This is a genomic window from Rudanella lutea DSM 19387 (assembly GCF_000383955.1).
Taxonomy (GTDB): Bacteria; Bacteroidota; Bacteroidia; order Cytophagales; family Spirosomataceae; genus Rudanella; species Rudanella lutea.
Genome location: NZ_KB913013.1, coordinates 1050439 through 1067703, shown reverse-complemented (window position 1 = coordinate 1067703; position 17265 = coordinate 1050439). Strand labels below are relative to the sequence as shown.

The window sequence follows — 17265 nt, the reverse complement described above, 5'->3', positions numbered from 1 at the left end:
AAAGTTAACCATCGATGAAGCAGTTTTTTACTTGTCTACTTGTAGGGTGCCTTCTGTTGGGGGCGCGCCTTGCCATGGCTCAGCAGTCGACCAATACGGTTGATTATCAGGTCACGTACAACGTCGCAACCGGGCGCTACATCGCCTGGGTGATTCCGAATTATGCTACTCCCAACGCCAACAACCCGAGCAATGATGAATTGGGTGGAACGGCGCAGTTTACCATTAAAGTACCGTCGTCGTTCTCCATTACCAACATTCAGGATTTGACCGGAAGTTGGGACAAGACGCCCCTGCGGCTGGGGCCGGGTAATCCGAACCAGACGTACACCACGGCCCTCGACCCGAACTACAATTACTTCGTGATTGGTAAGTCGCCAAACGAAGTCAATTACGGAAAGTTTACGGCTGGCACACCCGTTCCGCTGTTCTCGTTCACGGGCAACGGCTGTTTCGGTGAAATTACGCCCCTCGCGCCGGGTGATCCGTTTATCGCAGCTGCCGACAACGATTTGTCGTTGAACGTAGCCAACAGCTTCTACTCGCGGTCGGGCCAGCCTGCCGGGGGTAACCAGGCTCCGCTGGAGCAGTTCCGCACGTTGTTTGGCCCGGCGGCTCAGTGCGCCGTGTTGCAGGCCAACCCCGATAGCCAGACGCTCACGGCCGGTATTCCGGTAAGTCTGTCGGTACTGGCCAACGATACCCGCAACGGGGTGCCGGTTGTAAACACCGACGTGACCGTTACGGTAAGTACGCCCCCGGCTTCGGGTACGGCTACCGTGAACCCCGATGGTACCATCAGCTACAGCCCGGCTGCCGGTTACTCAGGCCCGGTATCGTTTACGTACACCCTTTGCGCACCAACCCAAACGACAATCTGCTCGACCGCGAGTGTTTCTCTGACGGTGAATGCGGTGCTTGTAGCTTCGCCTGACCAGGCCACGACGAATGCCGGCACACCGGTAGCGGTCGCCGTTCTGGGCAATGATACGCGCAACGGTGGCCCCGCCAGCACGACCAATGTAACGGTTTCGGTGAGCACGGCCCCGGCAACGGGTACGGCTACCGTGAATGCCAACGGAACGATCACGTACACGCCCGCAACCGGCTTCTCGGGACCGGTGTCGTTTACGTACACCATCTGCGATATTGACCAGCCGTTGCAGTGCTCGTCGGCCGCGGTTAGCCTAACGGTAAATACGGTCATTGTGACGAGTCCTGATGCGGTAACTACCGCTTCGGGTACCCCAATCAGCGTATCGGTATTGGCCAACGATACCCGCAACAGCCTGCCTGCTTTATCTACGACCGTGAGTGTGGCATTAGCCAGTGCGCCAGCCAATGGTACCGCGGTGGTGAATGCCAACGGAACGATCACCTACACGCCTGCTATTGCTTTCTCGGGCAACGAGGTGTTTACGTACACAGTTTGTGATCTGCTCCAGCCGTTACAGTGCTCAACTAACTCGGTGACCGTGACAGTACAACCGAGCCGCCCCGCGCCCCAGAACGACTTCAACCAGACGTTCCTGCAAGTGGCCGTGTCGGGTAATGTGCTGACCAACGACAAAGAACCGGCTGGTTTGGCACTCACCGTCACGACGACGCCGGTGGTAGCTCCGACCAACGGTACGCTGACCCTGCTCGCCAACGGAAACTATACCTACACGCCCGCAACGAGCTTTACCGGTACAGATAGCTTTGTGTATCAGGTGTGCAACACGGCCGCTCAGTGTGCAACGGCGCTCGTAACGATTGAGGTGCGCAACAACGCCCCCAACAACAACGATGCCCCGATTGCCCAGAACGACCTGATTGCTACCACGCCCAACAGCCCGGTGGTGATTGCGGTGCGAGCCAACGATAGCGACCCCGATGCCCAGACGCTCGGCCTGCCGATTCTGGTAAGCGCCCCTACGAATGGCAACATCGTGATCAACCCGAACGGAACCATTACCTACACGCCGGTCAATAGCTTCACGGGTGTCGATTCGTTTGTGTATCAGGTATGCGACACGGGTTTGCCGATTCTGTGCGATCAGGCTACCGTAACGGTGCTGGTGCGGCCCAATCCGGCCAACAATCAGACTCTGGCCTACGACGATGCATACAGCACGTTTACCAATACGGCGTTCATCAGCAATGTATTGACCAACGATCAGGATCTGGAAGGCAACAACCAGACCGTGACCACAACGCCGGTGACCAGCCCAACCAACGGGACACTCGCCCTTTCGACTACGGGTAGCTTCACCTACACACCGGCAGCTGGTTTCAGCGGCACTGATTCGTTCGTGTATCAGGTATGCGACACGGGCACCCCCTCGGCCTGCGCCACGGCAACGGTTTACCTGACGGTGTTCCCTCCCAACGGTGCGGTCGATCTGGCGGTGGGTATTGGTCAGCCACTGACCAGCCTGACCGCTACGCTGTCGAGCAGCCTGCCTATTTCGGTGAGCAATATTGGTACGGGTAACTTCAGCGGTCCGGTTACGGTGACGCTTACTATGCCCGCAGGAGTGACCATCGCCCCCGGCTTTACCACCTCCAACGGCTTCGTTTGCACGGTGTTGGGTCAGCTGGTGAGCTGTGTAAAGTCGGTATCACTGGCTACGCTCACGAGCGAAACCCTCACGATCCCGATTCTGCCCGGCCTGTCCACGGTAGGGCAGCCCCAAACGTTTACAGTGGCTACCAGCGTACCGGCAGGTGATAACACCCCGGCCAACAACGTAGCCACCGTGACCACCCCGGCCGTGATTCCGGCCCCCATTGTGCGGTTGTCGCCCAAGGTGTATCTGCAAGGGGCTCTGTTTGGGGTAACGGGCTCACTCATGCGCGACGACCTGCGGGTAGGTGGCTACATTCCGGCGTCGCATCCCTACACTACGCTCAACCCAATTACGCCGATTACGTCGATTGCCGCTGGTGTAACGGCTGTTACGGGTAACGACGCTATCGTTGACTGGGTGTTTGTGGAACTGCGTTCGGAAGCGAACCCGGCTACGATTGTCGACAGCCGCGCGGCTCTGCTCCAGCGCGACGGGGATATTGTAGGGGTCGACGGCGTGTCGTCGGTAACGTTTGCCACGGCTCTGTCGGGCAACTATTACGTAGCAGTGCGTCATCGGAACCACCTCGGTGTCATGAGCCAGTCGGCCCTGCCGCTGTCGGAGACTGCCACGGTGGTCGACTTCCGTAACCCGAACACGCCTACGTTTACGTACTCAGGTGTTACGAGCTACACCGAAGTGACGCCCAACCAGGCGCAGGTAGTGGTGAGCCAGGGAGTAGCCATGTGGGCCGGCAACGCGTTTGTCGACAATGCGCCGACTACACCTCGTAACTTCGTGATTTATCAGGGTTCCAACAACGACGTAAACCAACTGTATCAGCTGGTGATCAATGCACCGAACAACGGTCTGGTGAGTCCAGCCTTCAAACTGCGGGGTTATTTTGCCGGAGACATCAACCTCGATGGTCAGACGATCTTCCAGGGTACCGGCAACGACGTTGAGTTTATTTACCAGAATGTGATCAAGAACCACCCGGGCAACAGCTTCCGGTTGCCGTTCTTCACCATTCGCGAGCAGTTACCTTAATCGTTCCGGGCGGAGTGCACCAGGGCGCACTCCGCCCGCTTTTTGCGAACGTTGTAAATCAGTGCTTTTATGAAACGATTTGTAAGCGTACTCATCTGGAGCTGCCTGTTCCTCTCGGCCGGGGTTGGCTATGCCCAACAGTCGTCTAATGTAGTGGACTATCAGGTTACGTACGACCGGGTCACCGATCGGTACACGGCTTTTGTGGTACCTCGCTACAGTACGCCCAACGCCAACAACATGGGGGCCAACGAGCGCGGAGGTACGGCTCAGTTTACGCTCAAAGTTCCGGCTTCATTTTCGCTTACCGAAATCACCGACGTGCGGGGTGTCTGGGATAAGGCACCGCTCCGGTTGGGACCCGGTAACGCGAATCAGGACTGGACGGGCTCGGGCCTTGATCCGGCCGTTAACTACTACGTCATCGGAAAATCAGCGTCAGAAACGAACTACGGCCCCTTTGTCGATGGTACGCCGGTGGCTTTGTTTACCTTCCGGGGGAATGGCTGTTTCGGTGCCATCAGCCCGCTCGAAGCGGGTAACCCGTTCATTGTGCAGGCCGATAACCGCTTTTCGCTCAACGTAGCCAACAGCTTTTACTCGGTTTCGGGTCAGCCGTCGGGTGGTAATCAGAACCCGCTGGAGCAGTTTCGGGACGTAACCGGCCCGGCGGCTTCGTGTGCCCTCTTGCAGGCTACCCCCGATACCCAGACCTTGACGGCGGGTACGTCGGTAACGCTGAATGTACTGGCCAACGACACCCGCGATGGGTTGCCGATTAGTGCTACGAGCGTAACCGTGACGGTGAGCGCGCCAAACAGTGGTACGGCGGCTGTCAACCCCGACGGAACCATCCGCTACACGCCAGCTCCCGGCTACACCGGCCCCGTTAGTTTTAGCTACACCCTCTGCGATTTGGCTCAGCCTACGCTCTGCGTGACGGCGGGCATTAGTCTCGATGTGGTACCGGCTTCGAATACCCCCGCCGATCTGCTCGTAACAAAGCAGGTGAGCCAGTCGATGGCGGCTGTAGGGGCTGCGGTGAGTTTTACAGTTACGATTCAAAACCTGGGGCCGGGCAGTGCCGTGGGCGTAACGGCCCTCGATACCCTCACGCGCAACGGCGCGGCCGTGTTGCAGGGAACACCGACAGCCAGCAAAGGAAGCTACAATGCGACAAGTGGCGTCTGGACGATTGGCGGCCTGGCGGCTGGTGAATCGGCCACGCTCGTGCTGACGGTCCTGATTCAGGCCGAAGGCATACTGACCAATACCGCGAGTGTAACGGCTACCGGTAGCCAGGACCCTAATCCGGCCAACAACGAAGCGACAGCCTGTACATCGGTACCGGTGAAACTATGCGCGGGCGATGAGTTTATTGTCAGCGTACCGGCCCGGTACACGGATGTACGCTGGTTCCGCAACGGTGTATTGTTTGCAACCGGTAGCTCAACGACGCTGACCCAGACGGGTATTTACACCGTCGAATCGTCGTCGGCAGGTTGCCCGATCACGGGTTGCTGCCCAATTGTGGTAGAGGCTGGCAACTGCTGCCCGCCCGACCTTTGTGTGCCGTTTACGATCAAGAAAACTAAATCACGTCTTTAATCAAACCTTATGAAACGCATTGGCTTTATGGTGCTGGTCTGGTTGCTGGGTACCCATGCGTGGGCGCAGAGCCGGGTGATGACCTCGTCGAGCGACGTTCGGTACATGGTGACGTACGAACCGGCCACGAGCCTGTACACCGCCTGGCTAATTCCGAATTATAATACCCCCAATGCCAACAACCCCGAAACCGACGATCGCGGGGCTACGGCTCAGTTTTCGCTCAAGGTTCCCAAAGCATTTGAGCTCACATCGGTAGGCGATGTGCGGGGTGTTTGGGACAAAACGCCTTACAAACTGGTACCCCCGGCTGCCCTGGTGCAAACCGGTGCCGTGGATGCCGACTGGGCGTATTACATCATTGGTAAATCTCCACAGGAAACCAATTACGGCCCGTTTGTGACTGGCGAGCCCGTAGCCTTGTTTACGTTTAAAGGCAATGGTGGTGCTCCGGAGCAGGTGCAGGTACTCGATACCGAAGACAAGTTTGTGCAACTGGCCGACTCAAAACTGGCGCTGAATGTACGGAGCAGCTTTTACTCGCGGTCAGGGCAGCGGGCCTCCATGTCGGCACACCCGCTGGAGCAGATGAACGGCGTTGTTTCGCTGAGCGAGGTGCTCAAGAACAAGCAGGCTCAACTGGGTATTGACCCCCAAAGTACGCAGGAGTCGGTTGCTGATCTGTCGGTGCAGGCTTACCCAAACCCAACCACCGATCTGATCGAGGTGAAATACTTCAGTGCCGCCGATCAGTCGGGCGTTCGGCTGGAGCTGCTCGATGCGCAGGGCAATGTGAAGCTGACCAATGTACTGCAAGCCAAAACGGGTTTCAACTCGACCCGGTTTGTGGTGTCGGCCTTGCCGGGCGGGGTGTACTTTGTGCGCGGTCAGGTGCAGGGGCAGCGCGTAACCCGCAAGATTGTGAAATTGTAAACTAACGAGACACGAAGGCTGGTAGCCGGCTTCGTATGTGTAAAAACCCCCGTTGCAGAGGCATAGTAGAGCCTGCAACGGGGGTTTTTAGCGTTTGTATGGAGCCTCAGGAAGGAGTTGTGTAACCGCGTTTGTAAACCACCAACAAAAAAGCCACTCAGGCTTAAGCATAAGTGGCTGGTTGTCAGTGTGATCCCGCTTGGATTCGAACCAAGGACCGCCTTCTTAGAAGGAAGATGCTCTATCCAGCTGAGCTACGGGACCGTTTTACAACACTGCAAAGGTAACGTATGAAGCCCGCAATCCCAACAAAGCGGCCCGTTGCGGTGTATTTTGGCTTTTTATCCCTCGTGTAAACCTAATCTCCTGTCAACTCCGGCCGTTTCAAGTAAAAGCGCTGGTACTGGGAGTCTGGTAAGCTTCACCAAACAAAAATATAGAAACAATTTATCTGGCTTTTAATTTGATAGGTGTAACTAATCGCATAGCAATTCGTTAGTACAGAGCCTGGGATTGGTACAACAGGTAAGATAAGATAATGGGGCCGTTTAGTCGATAAGTTTTAGCTGACAAAAGCGGCTGAGCCCCGTATAACCTCTTATATTTATGAGTTATATGCAACGGATTGCATACATGAAAGTCAACCGGTTGCCCCGAGTACATCACTACCTTCGATATGAACGAGTTGTTTGAGTTTTTTAGCCGCCTAACCGATATGAGCGACTGGCCACCCCGGTGGTATTGCGGGCGCTGGACGGATTTTCACGGATGGTTATACATTGCCTCAGACCTGACCATCTGGTTGGCGTACATGACCATTCCACTCGTTCTGATTCGGTTTGTGCTGATCAAAAAAGGGGTTCCGTTGCCGGGCGTATTCTGGCTGTTCGGAGCGTTTATTTTGTTGTGCGGGCTTACCCACCTCATCGACGCCATGATGTTCTGGTACCCTGCTTACCGGATCAACGCGCTCATCCGGTTTCTGACCGGGGTGGTTTCTATTGCTACGGTCATTGCCCTGTTTCGTTATTTCAACGAAGCCGTTGGCCTCCGAACCTCCAAAGAATACGACCGGGAGCTATCGTACCGGATGCTGGCGATGCAGGAGCTGACCCGCTCCAATCAGGAGTTGCAGCAGTTTGCTTACGTAGCGTCGCACGATTTGCAGTCGCCCCTCAAAACAATCGCCAATTACCTGACCTTGCTCGAAAGCAAGCATGGCGCGGCACTCGACACCGACGCCCGGCGGCTCATTGGGGTATCGGCCGCTGCTGCCGAACGGTTGCGGCACCTGATCAATGATTTGCTGGAGTTTTCACGCGTGGGGAGTGAGGTGTCGTTTACCCAGGTCAATCTGAACGAACTGGTAGCCGAAGTGCTGGAGGATCAACAGGCTGAAATTCAGCAAGTAGGTGGCAATGTGGAGGTAGGGAATCTGCCTACACTGACTGGCCATCGAACCGACTTAAAACAGGTATTTCAGAATTTGATTTCCAATGGTCTTAAATATCGGCGGGCCGGGGTGACGCCCCAGATCAGGATCAGCGTAAAAGACGAAGGGGACCAGTATCGTTTCTCAATCAGCGATAACGGCATTGGGATCGACCAGCAGTATTACGATCGTGTGTTCGAGATTTTTCAGCGATTGCACGGGCGCGGGCAGTACTCAGGCACAGGTATTGGGCTGGCAACCTGCAAGAAAGTAATCGAAATTTACGGTGGCACGATCTGGCTCGAAAGTACGCCCGGAGAGGGAACTACGTTCTTCTTTACCATTCCGAAGGTGATCAAAACGTTGCACCATTACACCCAGGCCGACCTGGTGCAGGCCTAAATAAATCGCCCGGCGCACAAAGTACGCCGGGCGATTTTCGTTTACCGTGATGCTACCCGACCGGGTGGCCGGTTATTGGCTCCGGGGCGTTGTTGGAGGTCGTCGCCGAGGTCGGCGCGGGCCTGCTCGGCTAATTTTTCCAGCTCAGCTACGCGTTCGGGGTGTTGTTCGCGCACATCGTACCGTTCGCCGGGGTCGCGTTGCAGGTCGTACAAGGCAGTAGGGAAGGGGCGGTTCTCGGTATTCGGGCCGGGTTTACCATTTTGTCCCGGCAAATAGCCCTCATAGGTGCGGCCGGGGTGGGCAAATACCAGTTTCCAGTCGCCTTTCCGAACGGCCTCCAGACTGTTTCGGCGGTAGTAATAATAAAAATGATCGCGCGGTGTTACCGACTCATCGCCTTTGAGTAGGGCCAGCCAGTCTACCCCGTCGATGCGTTGTTTGGGCAAGCGCGCCCCACAAATCCGGGCTACCGTAGGCAGCACATCGAGCGCCGTCAGGAGCTTGTTGCTTACCCGCCCCGCCGGTACTACCCCCGGCCACCGAACCAGGCAAGGTACCCGGTGCCCGCCTTCGAACGTGGTACCTTTCCCCTCGCGCAGCCCCCCGGCCGATCCGGCATGATCGCCGTAATTGAGCCAGGGGCCATTGTCGCCCATAAACAGGACAAGGGTGTTCTTGTCGAGTCCCTGTTTTTTCAGCTCGTTAAGTACCTGCCCCACCGACCAGTCGATTTCCATCAGCACATCACCAAACAAACCCCGCCCGCTTTTGCCCCGAAACCGGGCCGAAGCCGCCAGTGGAACATGCGGCAACGGGTGCGGGATGTACAGGAAAAAGGGCTCCTTGCGGTGGTTTCGGATAAAGCCCAGTGCCCGCTCGGTGAAGGCCGTGGTGAGTTCGGCAGCATCGTTCAGGTCTTTGACCTCACGCGTCTGCTTTTCGCCCTCCATCAAAAACAGCGAGGGGTAGTTGGCGCGGGCCTGATCGGGGTGGAGGGGCCACATATCGTGCGAGTAAGGCACCCCAAAATATTCGTCGAACCCGTGCCGGGTGGGCAAAAACTCGGCTTTGTCGCCCAAGTGCCATTTGCCAAACAGCCCGGTGGCGTAGCCCTGCTCTTTCAGCAGTTCAGCCAGGGTTTCTTCGTTTGCGTTGAGGCCAATGGGCGAGTTGGGGCCGAGTGCGCCCGTCAGTCCAATCCGGTTGGGGTAGCAGCCCGTCAGCAGGGCCGCCCGCGACGCCGAGCAAACAGCCTGGGCCACCAGAAAATTGGTGAACCGGCTGCCTTCGGCGGCCATGCGGTCGAGGTTGGGCGTTTGGTAGCCCATGGCCCCGGTGCACGACAGATCGCCGTAACCCAGGTCGTCCATAAAAAACAGCACCACATTGGGCTTCTCCTGCTTAGTTGGGCGCATCCAGCTACCGAGCAGGAGAAAACAGGCCATCGCTAATGAGATGGCCCCTAAAACACGCAGATACGGTTGGTGGGTCATGATAACAGCCGCAAACGCTTACTTCTTTCCTGTCAGGCTCTTGATGGTATCTACCTCGTTTTGGCTGAATGGGGTGCCATCTTTCCGGTAGATGTCGTGGAACCAGAGTTCGGGTTCTTTGCCGTTGGCTATGGGCGTGTCCCAGGCAAAAATGGTATTCGTCTTACCTGATACAAAGCCCCAGTTAATGGCCCCGATGTTTTCGGTTTTGAGCATCGGCATGATGGTCTGGAACAGGCTCCCGTTTCGGCGGGCCATGTACTCAGTGCAAATAAGGGGGCGGTTATGCTTACGGAGGTCCTGAATCAGCTCCTTGTGCTTGTCGATGTAGCCGTAATGATGGTACGTAATCACGTCGGAGTTTTCAAGCTGAAACTTGTTGAGTTCGGTAAACTTGTTGCTCCAGCTCCAGACACCCGCGCTGATAGGCTGTGAGGGGTTGACAGCCCGGGCCCAGCTAAATACGGCTTTCAGCAAGGGCATACTCTTGTCGAGATACCCGCTGTTGCCGGGCTCGTTGTATAAATCCCACAGCAGAATCCGCTCGTCGTTCTTAAACGTGGTCATTACATCTTTCACATAGCGCTCCAGCATGGGCAGGCTATCGGGCCGGTTCAGGATCATGCTGCCGGGGTCGCGTACCCAGCCGCTATTATGTACGCCGGGCTTTGGCTCGGGCTGTTTGCCGGCCTGATAGGTGTCGTTCCAGCAATCGTCGAAAAACACCAGAATCGTTTTGATGCCGTGCCGACTTGAAATCTGAAGGTACTGGTCGAGCCGCTTTTTGAAACCTTCGCGGTCCGACGTCCAGGCCACGTGGTGGAGGTACACGCGCATGGCATTGAGGCCCAGCCCTTCGGCCCAGCCCAATTCGCGGTCGATGGTTTGCGGGTCGAAGGTAGCGGCCTGAAACATTTCGAGCTGGTTGATGGCCGTGCTTGGCTGGAAGTTGCAGCCGCGTATCCAGCCTTGTTTGGCGTACCAGGCATTGGCTTTTTCGGCGGTCCAGATGGTGCCTTGGCCGTAGAGCGTGGTTACGGCCAGCAGAAAGCTCAGAAGGAGGGTTATTCGTTTGTTCATAAAAAAGGTTTGTCGCGGCCCAGTGTGTCGGTAGCCTGTCTGCCTGTATAAAGCGCATTGGGTGGTTTTTCACCTTGTTTGAACCCGAAGAATCTACGCAGACGGGGCGAAATAAAACAAAACCGGACGCCTGGAAATGCCTGGCGTCCGGTTCGATAGAGAGTCCAAAAATTGTCTAAAAAAAATGGAACTGCTACTCCCAGCCACCCCCCAACGCCCGATACAGATCGGTGAGAGAGGTAAACTGAGCCTGTTTGGTGGTAATGAGAGCGAGTTCGGCTTCGAGCACACTTCGCTGCGCCGTAATCACCTCAATGTACGATGCGTACCCCCCCGTAAACAGATCTTTTGATACACTCACGGCTTGCCGGAGTACGTCAACTTCCTGTGCTTGTAACTCGGCTACCTGCCGGTAATTTTCCACGCCCCGCAGGTTGGTGGTTACCTCACTGTAGCCGTTCAGAATCGTCTGCCGATACCGGTTGAAGGCTTCCCGGCTTACAGCTACCGACTGCCCGTAGTTGGCTTTCAGAAACCGCCGGTTAAACACCGGGGCGGCCAGGCCGCTCAGTACCCCGGCCGCCAGCGAAGCGGGGTTGAAGAGCGTCTCGGCCCGGAACGATTGCACACCGATGTAGGCATTCAGGTTTAGGCTTGGTAAAAACTCGGCCCGGACTACCTCCACGTCAATATTGGCAGCCTGTAGTTCGAGTTCGGCCTGCCGGATGTCGGGTCGGCGGCTAATCATCTGGGCAGGTAGACCCGTGATCACCTGGCCCGGTAACTCGCGCATCTGAAGCGATTGGCCCCGTGGAATCGGTTGCGGGTACCGCCCCAGCAGCCGATTTAGTTCGTTTTCGGCCTGAACAATCTGTTGTTGTAACTGCCGCTGCCGACTGCGGGTGTTCAGCAGCTGAGCCGTAAACTGTTGCACAGCCAGCTCCGTAACCCGGCCGGCCTGTTTCTGAATACCGACCAGCTCCACGGCGTTTTGCTGGAGCTCGATGTTTTTCTGGATGATTTCGAGTTCGCCATCCAGCGCCAGTAACGTGTAGTAGTACCGGGCTACCTCGGCAACCAGGGCCGTTACAAGTGCATGACGCCCTTTCTCAGAAGCCAGAAACCGCATGTAAGCGGCTTTGCGCCGGTTGCGCAGCTTGCCCCAGATGTCGATCTCCCAGGTGCTTCGGGCACCCAGGAAAAAGTCGGGTGTAGGGTTGGGTATCCGCCGACTCCCCCGGATGTTGGGCGAGAGGTTGGTGTCGAAGTTACCCACCCCGTTGAGGGTATTCCAGCCGTACCGGTCGACCCCGGCCGAGGCCGTTGCGTTGACCTGCGGGGCCAGAAACCCGAGCGTGTAATCGAAAGCCGCCCGGGCCTGTTCAATCCGCTGGGTGGCAATGCGCAGGTCGAGATTGCCCGTCAGGGCCGTGTCGATCAGCTGTACCAGTTGCGGGTCGTTGAAAAACGTGCGCCAGTTCTGTTTGGCAATGCCCGACGTATCGATTTGGTTGGCGAAGGCCGTGGGGCGAGGCCCCGTATTATCCGAGGTCGGCAAGGCCGTTCGGGGTACCTGACAACTGCTCAGAACGGCCCCTGTGAATAAAAAGCCGGAAAAAAGCGAAACTGATTTATGAGTGAACAATTGCACCGTTGACGTGATTTTGGGTGGTAACTGAAGCCCCATCGCCCGATTGGGCAGGGTGGTTGTGGGGCTCGTTGTCGGCCGATTTTTTCGACCCGAACCGCTCAGCCAGTTTGGCGAAGAACACATACAGACCCGGAATCAGGATCAGTCCGAACAGGGTACCGGTGAGCATGCCCCCCGCAGCCGCCGTTCCGATCGACCGGTTGCCCATGGCCCCGGCCCCCGAGGCAATACACAGCGGAATCAGACCGGCAATGAAGGCAAAGGAGGTCATCAGAATCGGGCGCAGACGCGATACGGCCCCTTCCAGAGCTGCATCGATAATCGACAGGCCCTCTTTCTGGCGCTGATTGGCAAACTCCACAATCAGAATGGCGTTTTTACCCAGCAAACCAATGAGCATCACGAGCGACACCTGGGCGTAGATGTTGTTTTGCAGACCGGCCAGTTGCAGAAACGCAAACGAACCGAAAATACCCGTTGGGAGAGAGAGCAGTACCGGCAGGGGTAAGAACAGGCTTTCGTACTGCGCTACCAGCAGCAGGTACACAAACACCAGACAAATAGCGAAAATGTACAGCGCCTGGTCGCCCGACAGAATCTCTTCACGCGTCATGCCCGACCACTCATACCCGAAGCCCTGCGGAAGGGTTTTCTCGGCGGTTTCCTGAATGGCCCGGATGGCATCGCCACTACTGTAGCCTGGGGCCGCTTCGCCGTTGATCATGGCCGACGTGTACATGTTGTAGCGCGTGAGCTGCTCAGGGCCATACACACGCTCCAGCCGGACAAAGTTGGAGTAAGGTACCATCTCGCCCTGCTCGTTTTTTACCCGCATGTTGAGCACATCTTCGGGTTTGGTCCGGTACATGGGCGCGGCCTGTACCATCACCTTGTACATCTGGCCAAACCGGATAAAGTTCGATGCGTAGTAGCTACCCATCAGCGTTTGCAGGGTGCTCATGGCGTTGTCGATCGAAACGCCTTTCTGAGCGGCTTTTTCCTGATCAACGTGCAGCAGATACTGCGGGAAACTGGGGTCAAAACTGGTAAAGGCATCGCCAATTTCGGGGCGCTTTTTGAGAGCTGCGATAAAATCTTTAGCGGCTGTAGCCGTTTTGTTCAAGTCGCCACTCCGACCCCGGTCGAGCATCCGCAATTCAAAACCGCTGGAGTTACCGAAACCCGGAACCGTTGGGGGCGGGAAAAACTGAATGCTGGCATCGGTGATGTGCTTGGTGTCTGCTTCGAGCTTTTCGATCAGCTCGCGCATGGTTACGGTACGGTCGTCCCAGTGTTTGAGGTTAATCATCCCCATACCGTACGAGGCTCCGGCCCCGTCGGTGAGAAGGCTGAAACCAGCCAGCGTCGACACGTTTTCGACGGCCTCGTACTTCGACGCGACAGCCTCAATGGCATCGAGTACCTTCTCGGTCCGGTCGACGGTGGCACCCACGGGGGTGGTTACGTTGACGTAGATCATCCCCTGATCTTCGGTCGGGATAAAGCCAGCCGGCAGAATCTTGTTCACGCCCCAGGTGGCCAGTACGAACAGGAATAACACGCCCCAGGTAATAGTCCCCCGGTTGACAATCCGGCGAAGCAACCCCTGATACTTACGTGCCAGCGACTCATAGCCCCGGTTAAACGAAGCAAAGAACCGACCCATCAGCCCTTTCTGGTCGCCATGTGCGGGGCGCAGCAGAATAGCGCAAAGGGCCGGGGTGAGCGTGAGCGCGTTGACCCCCGAAATAACAATTGAGATAGCCAGTGTGAGCGAGAACTGCCGGTAGAAGATCCCGACCGGGCCCGACATGAAGGCTACCGGTACAAACACCGCCGACATCACGAGTGTAATGGCAACAATGGCCCCGGCAATGTCGCCCATGGCCGCAAACGTGGCCGCGCGGGGCGTTAACCCGGTCTCTTCCATTTTGGCGTGCACGGCCTCGACTACCACAATCGCGTTATCGACCACAATACCAATGGCCAGTACGAGGGCAAATAAGGTGAGCAGGTTGATAGAGAAGCCAATCGTGTTCATGAACGCAAACGTACCCACGAGCGCTACCGGCACGGCCAGAGCGCAGATGAGCGTTGAACGCCAATCCTGTAGGAACACAAACACGATGATAAACACCAGAATGAAGGCCTCGATGAGCGTCCGGACAACCTCATGGATCGATGCGTCGAGGAACCGCGACACGTCGTAGGCGTAGTTGTAGGTCATACCCGGCGGAAACGAAGTCTCTTTCAGCTCAGCCATCCGTTTCTTCACGCCCGCAATAACTTCGCTGGCGTTGGAGCCCGGCCGCTGCTTGAGCATGATAGCCGCCGAAGGCCGACCGTCGGTTTTCGAGAGAACCTCGTAGCTTACCGAACCAAACTCCACATCGGCCACGTCTTTCAGGCGCAGAATCGATCCGTCGCTGTTGACGCGTAATACGAGATTTTCATACTGGGCCGGTTCGAAAAACTTACCGGTATAGCGCAATACGTACTGTAACACATTGGGGTCATAGCCCGAGCTTTCACCCGCTTTACCGGGGGCTGCCTCTACGTTCTGCTTCCGAATAGCCCCAATTACTTCATCGGCCGAAACCTCGTACACCGTCATGCGGTCGGGCTTAAGCCACACTCGCATCGAGTAATCGCGGTTACCCATGATGGCCGCAAAGCCGACCCCATCGATCCGCTTCAGCTCGGCCAGTACGTTGATGTCAGCAAAGTTGTAAATGAATTTTTCGTCGACCGTGGGGTCTTCGCTGATGATGTTGAGGTACAGCAGCATACTGTTTACCTCTTTCTCGGTTACTACCCCGGCTTTGATTACCTCCTCGGGAAGCTCGTCAAGAACGGTCGTTACGCGGTTCTGCACGTTTACGGCCGCCAGGTCGGGGTCGGTGCCTACCTTGAAAAAGATCGTGATCAGCGTGGTACCATCGTTACCCGAAATCGACGTCATGTAGGTCATGTCGGGTACCCCGTTGATGGCGCGTTCGAGCGGAGTGGCCACGGCCTTTACGCACACATCGGCGCTGGCACCCGTGTACTTGGTGGTTACGGTTACCGAAGGCGGCACAATATCGGGAAACTGTGTAACGGGCAGGTTGGTCAACGCCAGTAATCCCAACAGCACGATCAGTACCGAAATGACTGTGGATAGGAGGGGGCGTTTTATGAACGTGTTGAACATGAGGATCGAAGCTTACTGAAAAGTCGGTTAGTCGGCCGATGCAAACAGGGCCCGGAGGCTATCGGAATTGAGGGGGCGGGGCACAATCGTCATGCCGTCTTTGAGGTTCTGAATCCCCTCGTACACGACGCGGTCGCCCGGCTTCAGGCCGGACTTTACAATGTAAAACTGATCGACCCGGCTGCGGGGAACGAAGCTGCGGGTACGTACTTTGTTGCCGCCGTCTACTACGTACACAAAGTTTTTATCCTGCACCTCAAATACGGCTTTTTGAGGCACCAGAAGGGCATCATCAACGTCGGTTGTCAACCGTACTTTGCCTGTGGCTCCGTGCCGGAGTAGCTGTTTGGGGTTCGGAAACCGGGCCCGAAACGCAATGGTACCGGAGTTGCCTTCAAACACCGTTTCGGTGGTTTCGATAAGGCCTTTGTGGGGGTACTGGGTATCGTCGGCCAGCATCAACTCTACCTCCCGAACAGTGGTTTTGCCGGGGTCCTGCCGTTTTTTTACAAAAGCCAGATATTCTTTCTCCGACACGTTAAAGTAGGCATACATCTGACTCAGGTCAGAGATAGTCGTTAGCAGTGTGCCGTTTTCGACCAGGCTGCCCTGCTTGAACGGAAGCCGGTTGATAACCCCGTCGAAGGGTGCCCGGATGCTCGTCAGCGACACCATCAGCCGGGCGTTGGCCAGCGCGGCTTTGGCTTGATCGATGGTGGCGCGGGCCGTTTCCATTTTGGCGCGGGCCAGTTTTAATTCAGAGGGCGAGATAACGTTTTTATCAACCAGTAATTTCACCCGGCCCATCTCCACCTCGGCCGACTGGGCCTGGGCTTGTGCACTTTCCAGGCTAGCCTGAGCTTCGGCTACTTTTACCTGGTATTCGGCGGGGTTGAGCTGAAACAGCAATTGTCCTTTGCGTACCGGCCGACCCTCGTCGACCAGGATTTTGTCCAGGTAGCCCGATACCCGGGCGCGTACTTCAACGTTCTGTACGGCTTCGAGATGACCGGCGTAATCATTATCGAGTGTAGCATCGCGCTGGGTCAGCTGAATCACCGGCACCGCCGGGTCTGATTCCTCTTTTTTGGTGTCACTCTGATTCGAGCAACCAGCAAATACAATACCTAGAAACAAGGCTAAAGTGCCTGTAGAGCCGTTCATAATGCGTATGTCCGAATGTTAAGATTACACCCTAATTAACGGGCTTTTAATCTTAATGGTTGATTCAGCACGCAATTAGTTGCCCTTAAATGAAGAGATACTTAGAAAATTATTAGAATTTCCTTAGAAGAGTAAATTCATTGATCTTAGTGGGTATCAATTTGAAGAATAAAATGGCTGTATTTAGAAATTATAACTCCTGATAATTCTGTTTTTGTACCATTCCGTGGTAGCGAATTGGGTATAAAAGATAAATGGCAGCGGTTGGGTGCAGGTAAAAATCGCCGAATTTTTAACGCGGATAGCCTGTAAAATCAGAGAGGGTGGCAGCGGAAATGGTGTACTCTTTTAACCGCCTTCCGTGTAGGAGTAAGATAGTATATTGACCAGAGCCCGGATTGGTAAACGGGTAGATGTAAAAACAAGAAACCCGACTAATCCTTACGATTAGTCGGGTCTTGTCAGTCGGGGTGGCAGGATTCGAACCTACGACCTCCTGCTCCCAAAGCAGGCGCGATACCGGGCTACGCTACACCCCGAAGGTACTGGCGGAGAGAGCGGGATTCGAACCCGCGGTACCCTTGCGGGTACGGCAGTTTAGCAAACTGCTGGTTTCAGCCACTCACCCATCTCTCCATTCTCTCGCTCGGCGTTGCTGCCGTTTGAGGACACAAATATAGGGGCATTTTTTGGCCACAGCAACA

General features: G+C 56.1%; 9 protein-coding genes and 3 tRNA genes. 4 read left to right on the top strand and 8 right to left on the bottom strand.

What is annotated here, in order from left to right; all coding sequences use genetic code 11:
- Positions 1-14: 14 nt before the first annotated feature.
- The 3 genes from RUDLU_RS28630 (at position 15) to RUDLU_RS0104680 (ending at position 6143) form a co-directional block, all read left to right on the top strand.
- Entirely contained in the window at positions 15-3602 is a 3588-nt protein-coding gene (locus tag RUDLU_RS28630; RefSeq protein ID WP_019987196.1) for an Ig-like domain-containing protein, read from the top strand.
- 69 nt (positions 3603-3671) lie between these two features.
- Positions 3672-5210: an Ig-like domain-containing protein gene (locus RUDLU_RS28625; protein WP_019987195.1), complete on the top strand. Its 1539-nt coding sequence runs from the start codon at positions 3672-3674 to the stop codon at positions 5208-5210.
- 9 nt (positions 5211-5219) lie between these two features.
- Positions 5220-6143, top strand: a complete 924-nt coding sequence (locus tag RUDLU_RS0104680; RefSeq protein ID WP_019987194.1) for a T9SS type A sorting domain-containing protein — start codon at positions 5220-5222, stop codon at positions 6141-6143.
- Positions 6144-6333: 190 nt separating this feature from the next.
- Here the strand turns inward: RUDLU_RS0104680 and RUDLU_RS0104675 are convergent.
- A tRNA-Arg gene (locus tag RUDLU_RS0104675) sits at positions 6334-6407 on the bottom strand.
- Between the two features lie 412 nt (positions 6408-6819).
- On the opposite strand from RUDLU_RS0104675, the gene RUDLU_RS0104670 reads away from it, so the two are divergent.
- Positions 6820-7977 carry a sensor histidine kinase gene (locus tag RUDLU_RS0104670; protein ID WP_027302762.1) on the top strand — a complete coding sequence of 386 codons (1158 nt, stop codon included), beginning with the start codon at positions 6820-6822 and terminating at the stop codon, positions 7975-7977.
- Positions 7978-8018: 41 nt separating this feature from the next.
- Here the strand turns inward: RUDLU_RS0104670 and RUDLU_RS0104665 are convergent, their stop codons facing one another.
- From RUDLU_RS0104665 to RUDLU_RS0104635, 7 genes are all read right to left on the bottom strand, one after another.
- A complete protein-coding gene (locus RUDLU_RS0104665) occupies positions 8019-9425 on the bottom strand; it encodes a sulfatase family protein (protein WP_019987193.1) in 1407 nt (468 codons plus the stop codon).
- 66 nt (positions 9426-9491) lie between these two features.
- Positions 9492-10553, bottom strand: coding sequence for a glycoside hydrolase family 2 TIM barrel-domain containing protein (locus RUDLU_RS0104660; RefSeq protein WP_019987192.1), 1062 nt, complete (start codon positions 10551-10553; stop codon positions 9492-9494).
- A 193-nt stretch (positions 10554-10746) separates the two neighbouring features.
- A complete protein-coding gene (locus RUDLU_RS0104655) occupies positions 10747-12240 on the bottom strand; it encodes an efflux transporter outer membrane subunit (RefSeq protein WP_019987191.1) in 1494 nt (497 codons plus the stop codon).
- The gene (locus RUDLU_RS0104650; protein ID WP_019987190.1) at positions 12185-15397 is read right to left on the bottom strand and encodes an efflux RND transporter permease subunit; all 3213 of its coding nucleotides are present in this window, start codon (positions 15395-15397) and stop codon (positions 12185-12187) included. The genes RUDLU_RS0104655 and RUDLU_RS0104650 overlap by 56 nt, the downstream gene beginning before the upstream one ends.
- Before the next feature lie 27 nt (positions 15398-15424).
- Positions 15425-16561, bottom strand: a complete 1137-nt coding sequence (locus RUDLU_RS0104645; protein WP_019987189.1) for an efflux RND transporter periplasmic adaptor subunit — start codon at positions 16559-16561, stop codon at positions 15425-15427.
- A gap of 465 nt (positions 16562-17026) precedes the next feature.
- Positions 17027-17100 (bottom strand) — tRNA-Pro (locus RUDLU_RS0104640).
- Between the two features lie 7 nt (positions 17101-17107).
- Positions 17108-17197: transfer RNA gene (locus tag RUDLU_RS0104635), tRNA-Ser, on the bottom strand.
- Positions 17198-17265 lie beyond the last annotated feature (68 nt).

Bases quoted from the DNA above. Each gene is read 5' to 3' on its own strand.
- RUDLU_RS28630 (WP_019987196.1), top strand. From the start codon at position 15: ATGAAGCAGTTTTTTACTTGTCTACTTGTAGGGTGCCTTCTGTTGGGG.
- RUDLU_RS28625 (WP_019987195.1), top strand. From the start codon at position 3,672: ATGAAACGATTTGTAAGCGTACTCATCTGGAGCTGCCTGTTCCTCTCG.
- RUDLU_RS0104680 (WP_019987194.1), top strand. From the start codon at position 5,220: ATGAAACGCATTGGCTTTATGGTGCTGGTCTGGTTGCTGGGTACCCAT.
- RUDLU_RS0104670 (WP_027302762.1), top strand. From the start codon at position 6,820: ATGAACGAGTTGTTTGAGTTTTTTAGCCGCCTAACCGATATGAGCGAC.
- RUDLU_RS0104665 (WP_019987193.1), bottom strand. From the start codon at position 9,425: ATGGCCTGTTTTCTCCTGCTCGGTAGCTGGATGCGCCCAACTAAGCAG.
- RUDLU_RS0104660 (WP_019987192.1), bottom strand. From the start codon at position 10,553: ATGAACAAACGAATAACCCTCCTTCTGAGCTTTCTGCTGGCCGTAACC.
- RUDLU_RS0104655 (WP_019987191.1), bottom strand. From the start codon at position 12,240: ATGGGGCTTCAGTTACCACCCAAAATCACGTCAACGGTGCAATTGTTC.
- RUDLU_RS0104650 (WP_019987190.1), bottom strand. From the start codon at position 15,397: ATGTTCAACACGTTCATAAAACGCCCCCTCCTATCCACAGTCATTTCG.
- RUDLU_RS0104645 (WP_019987189.1), bottom strand. From the start codon at position 16,561: ATGAACGGCTCTACAGGCACTTTAGCCTTGTTTCTAGGTATTGTATTT.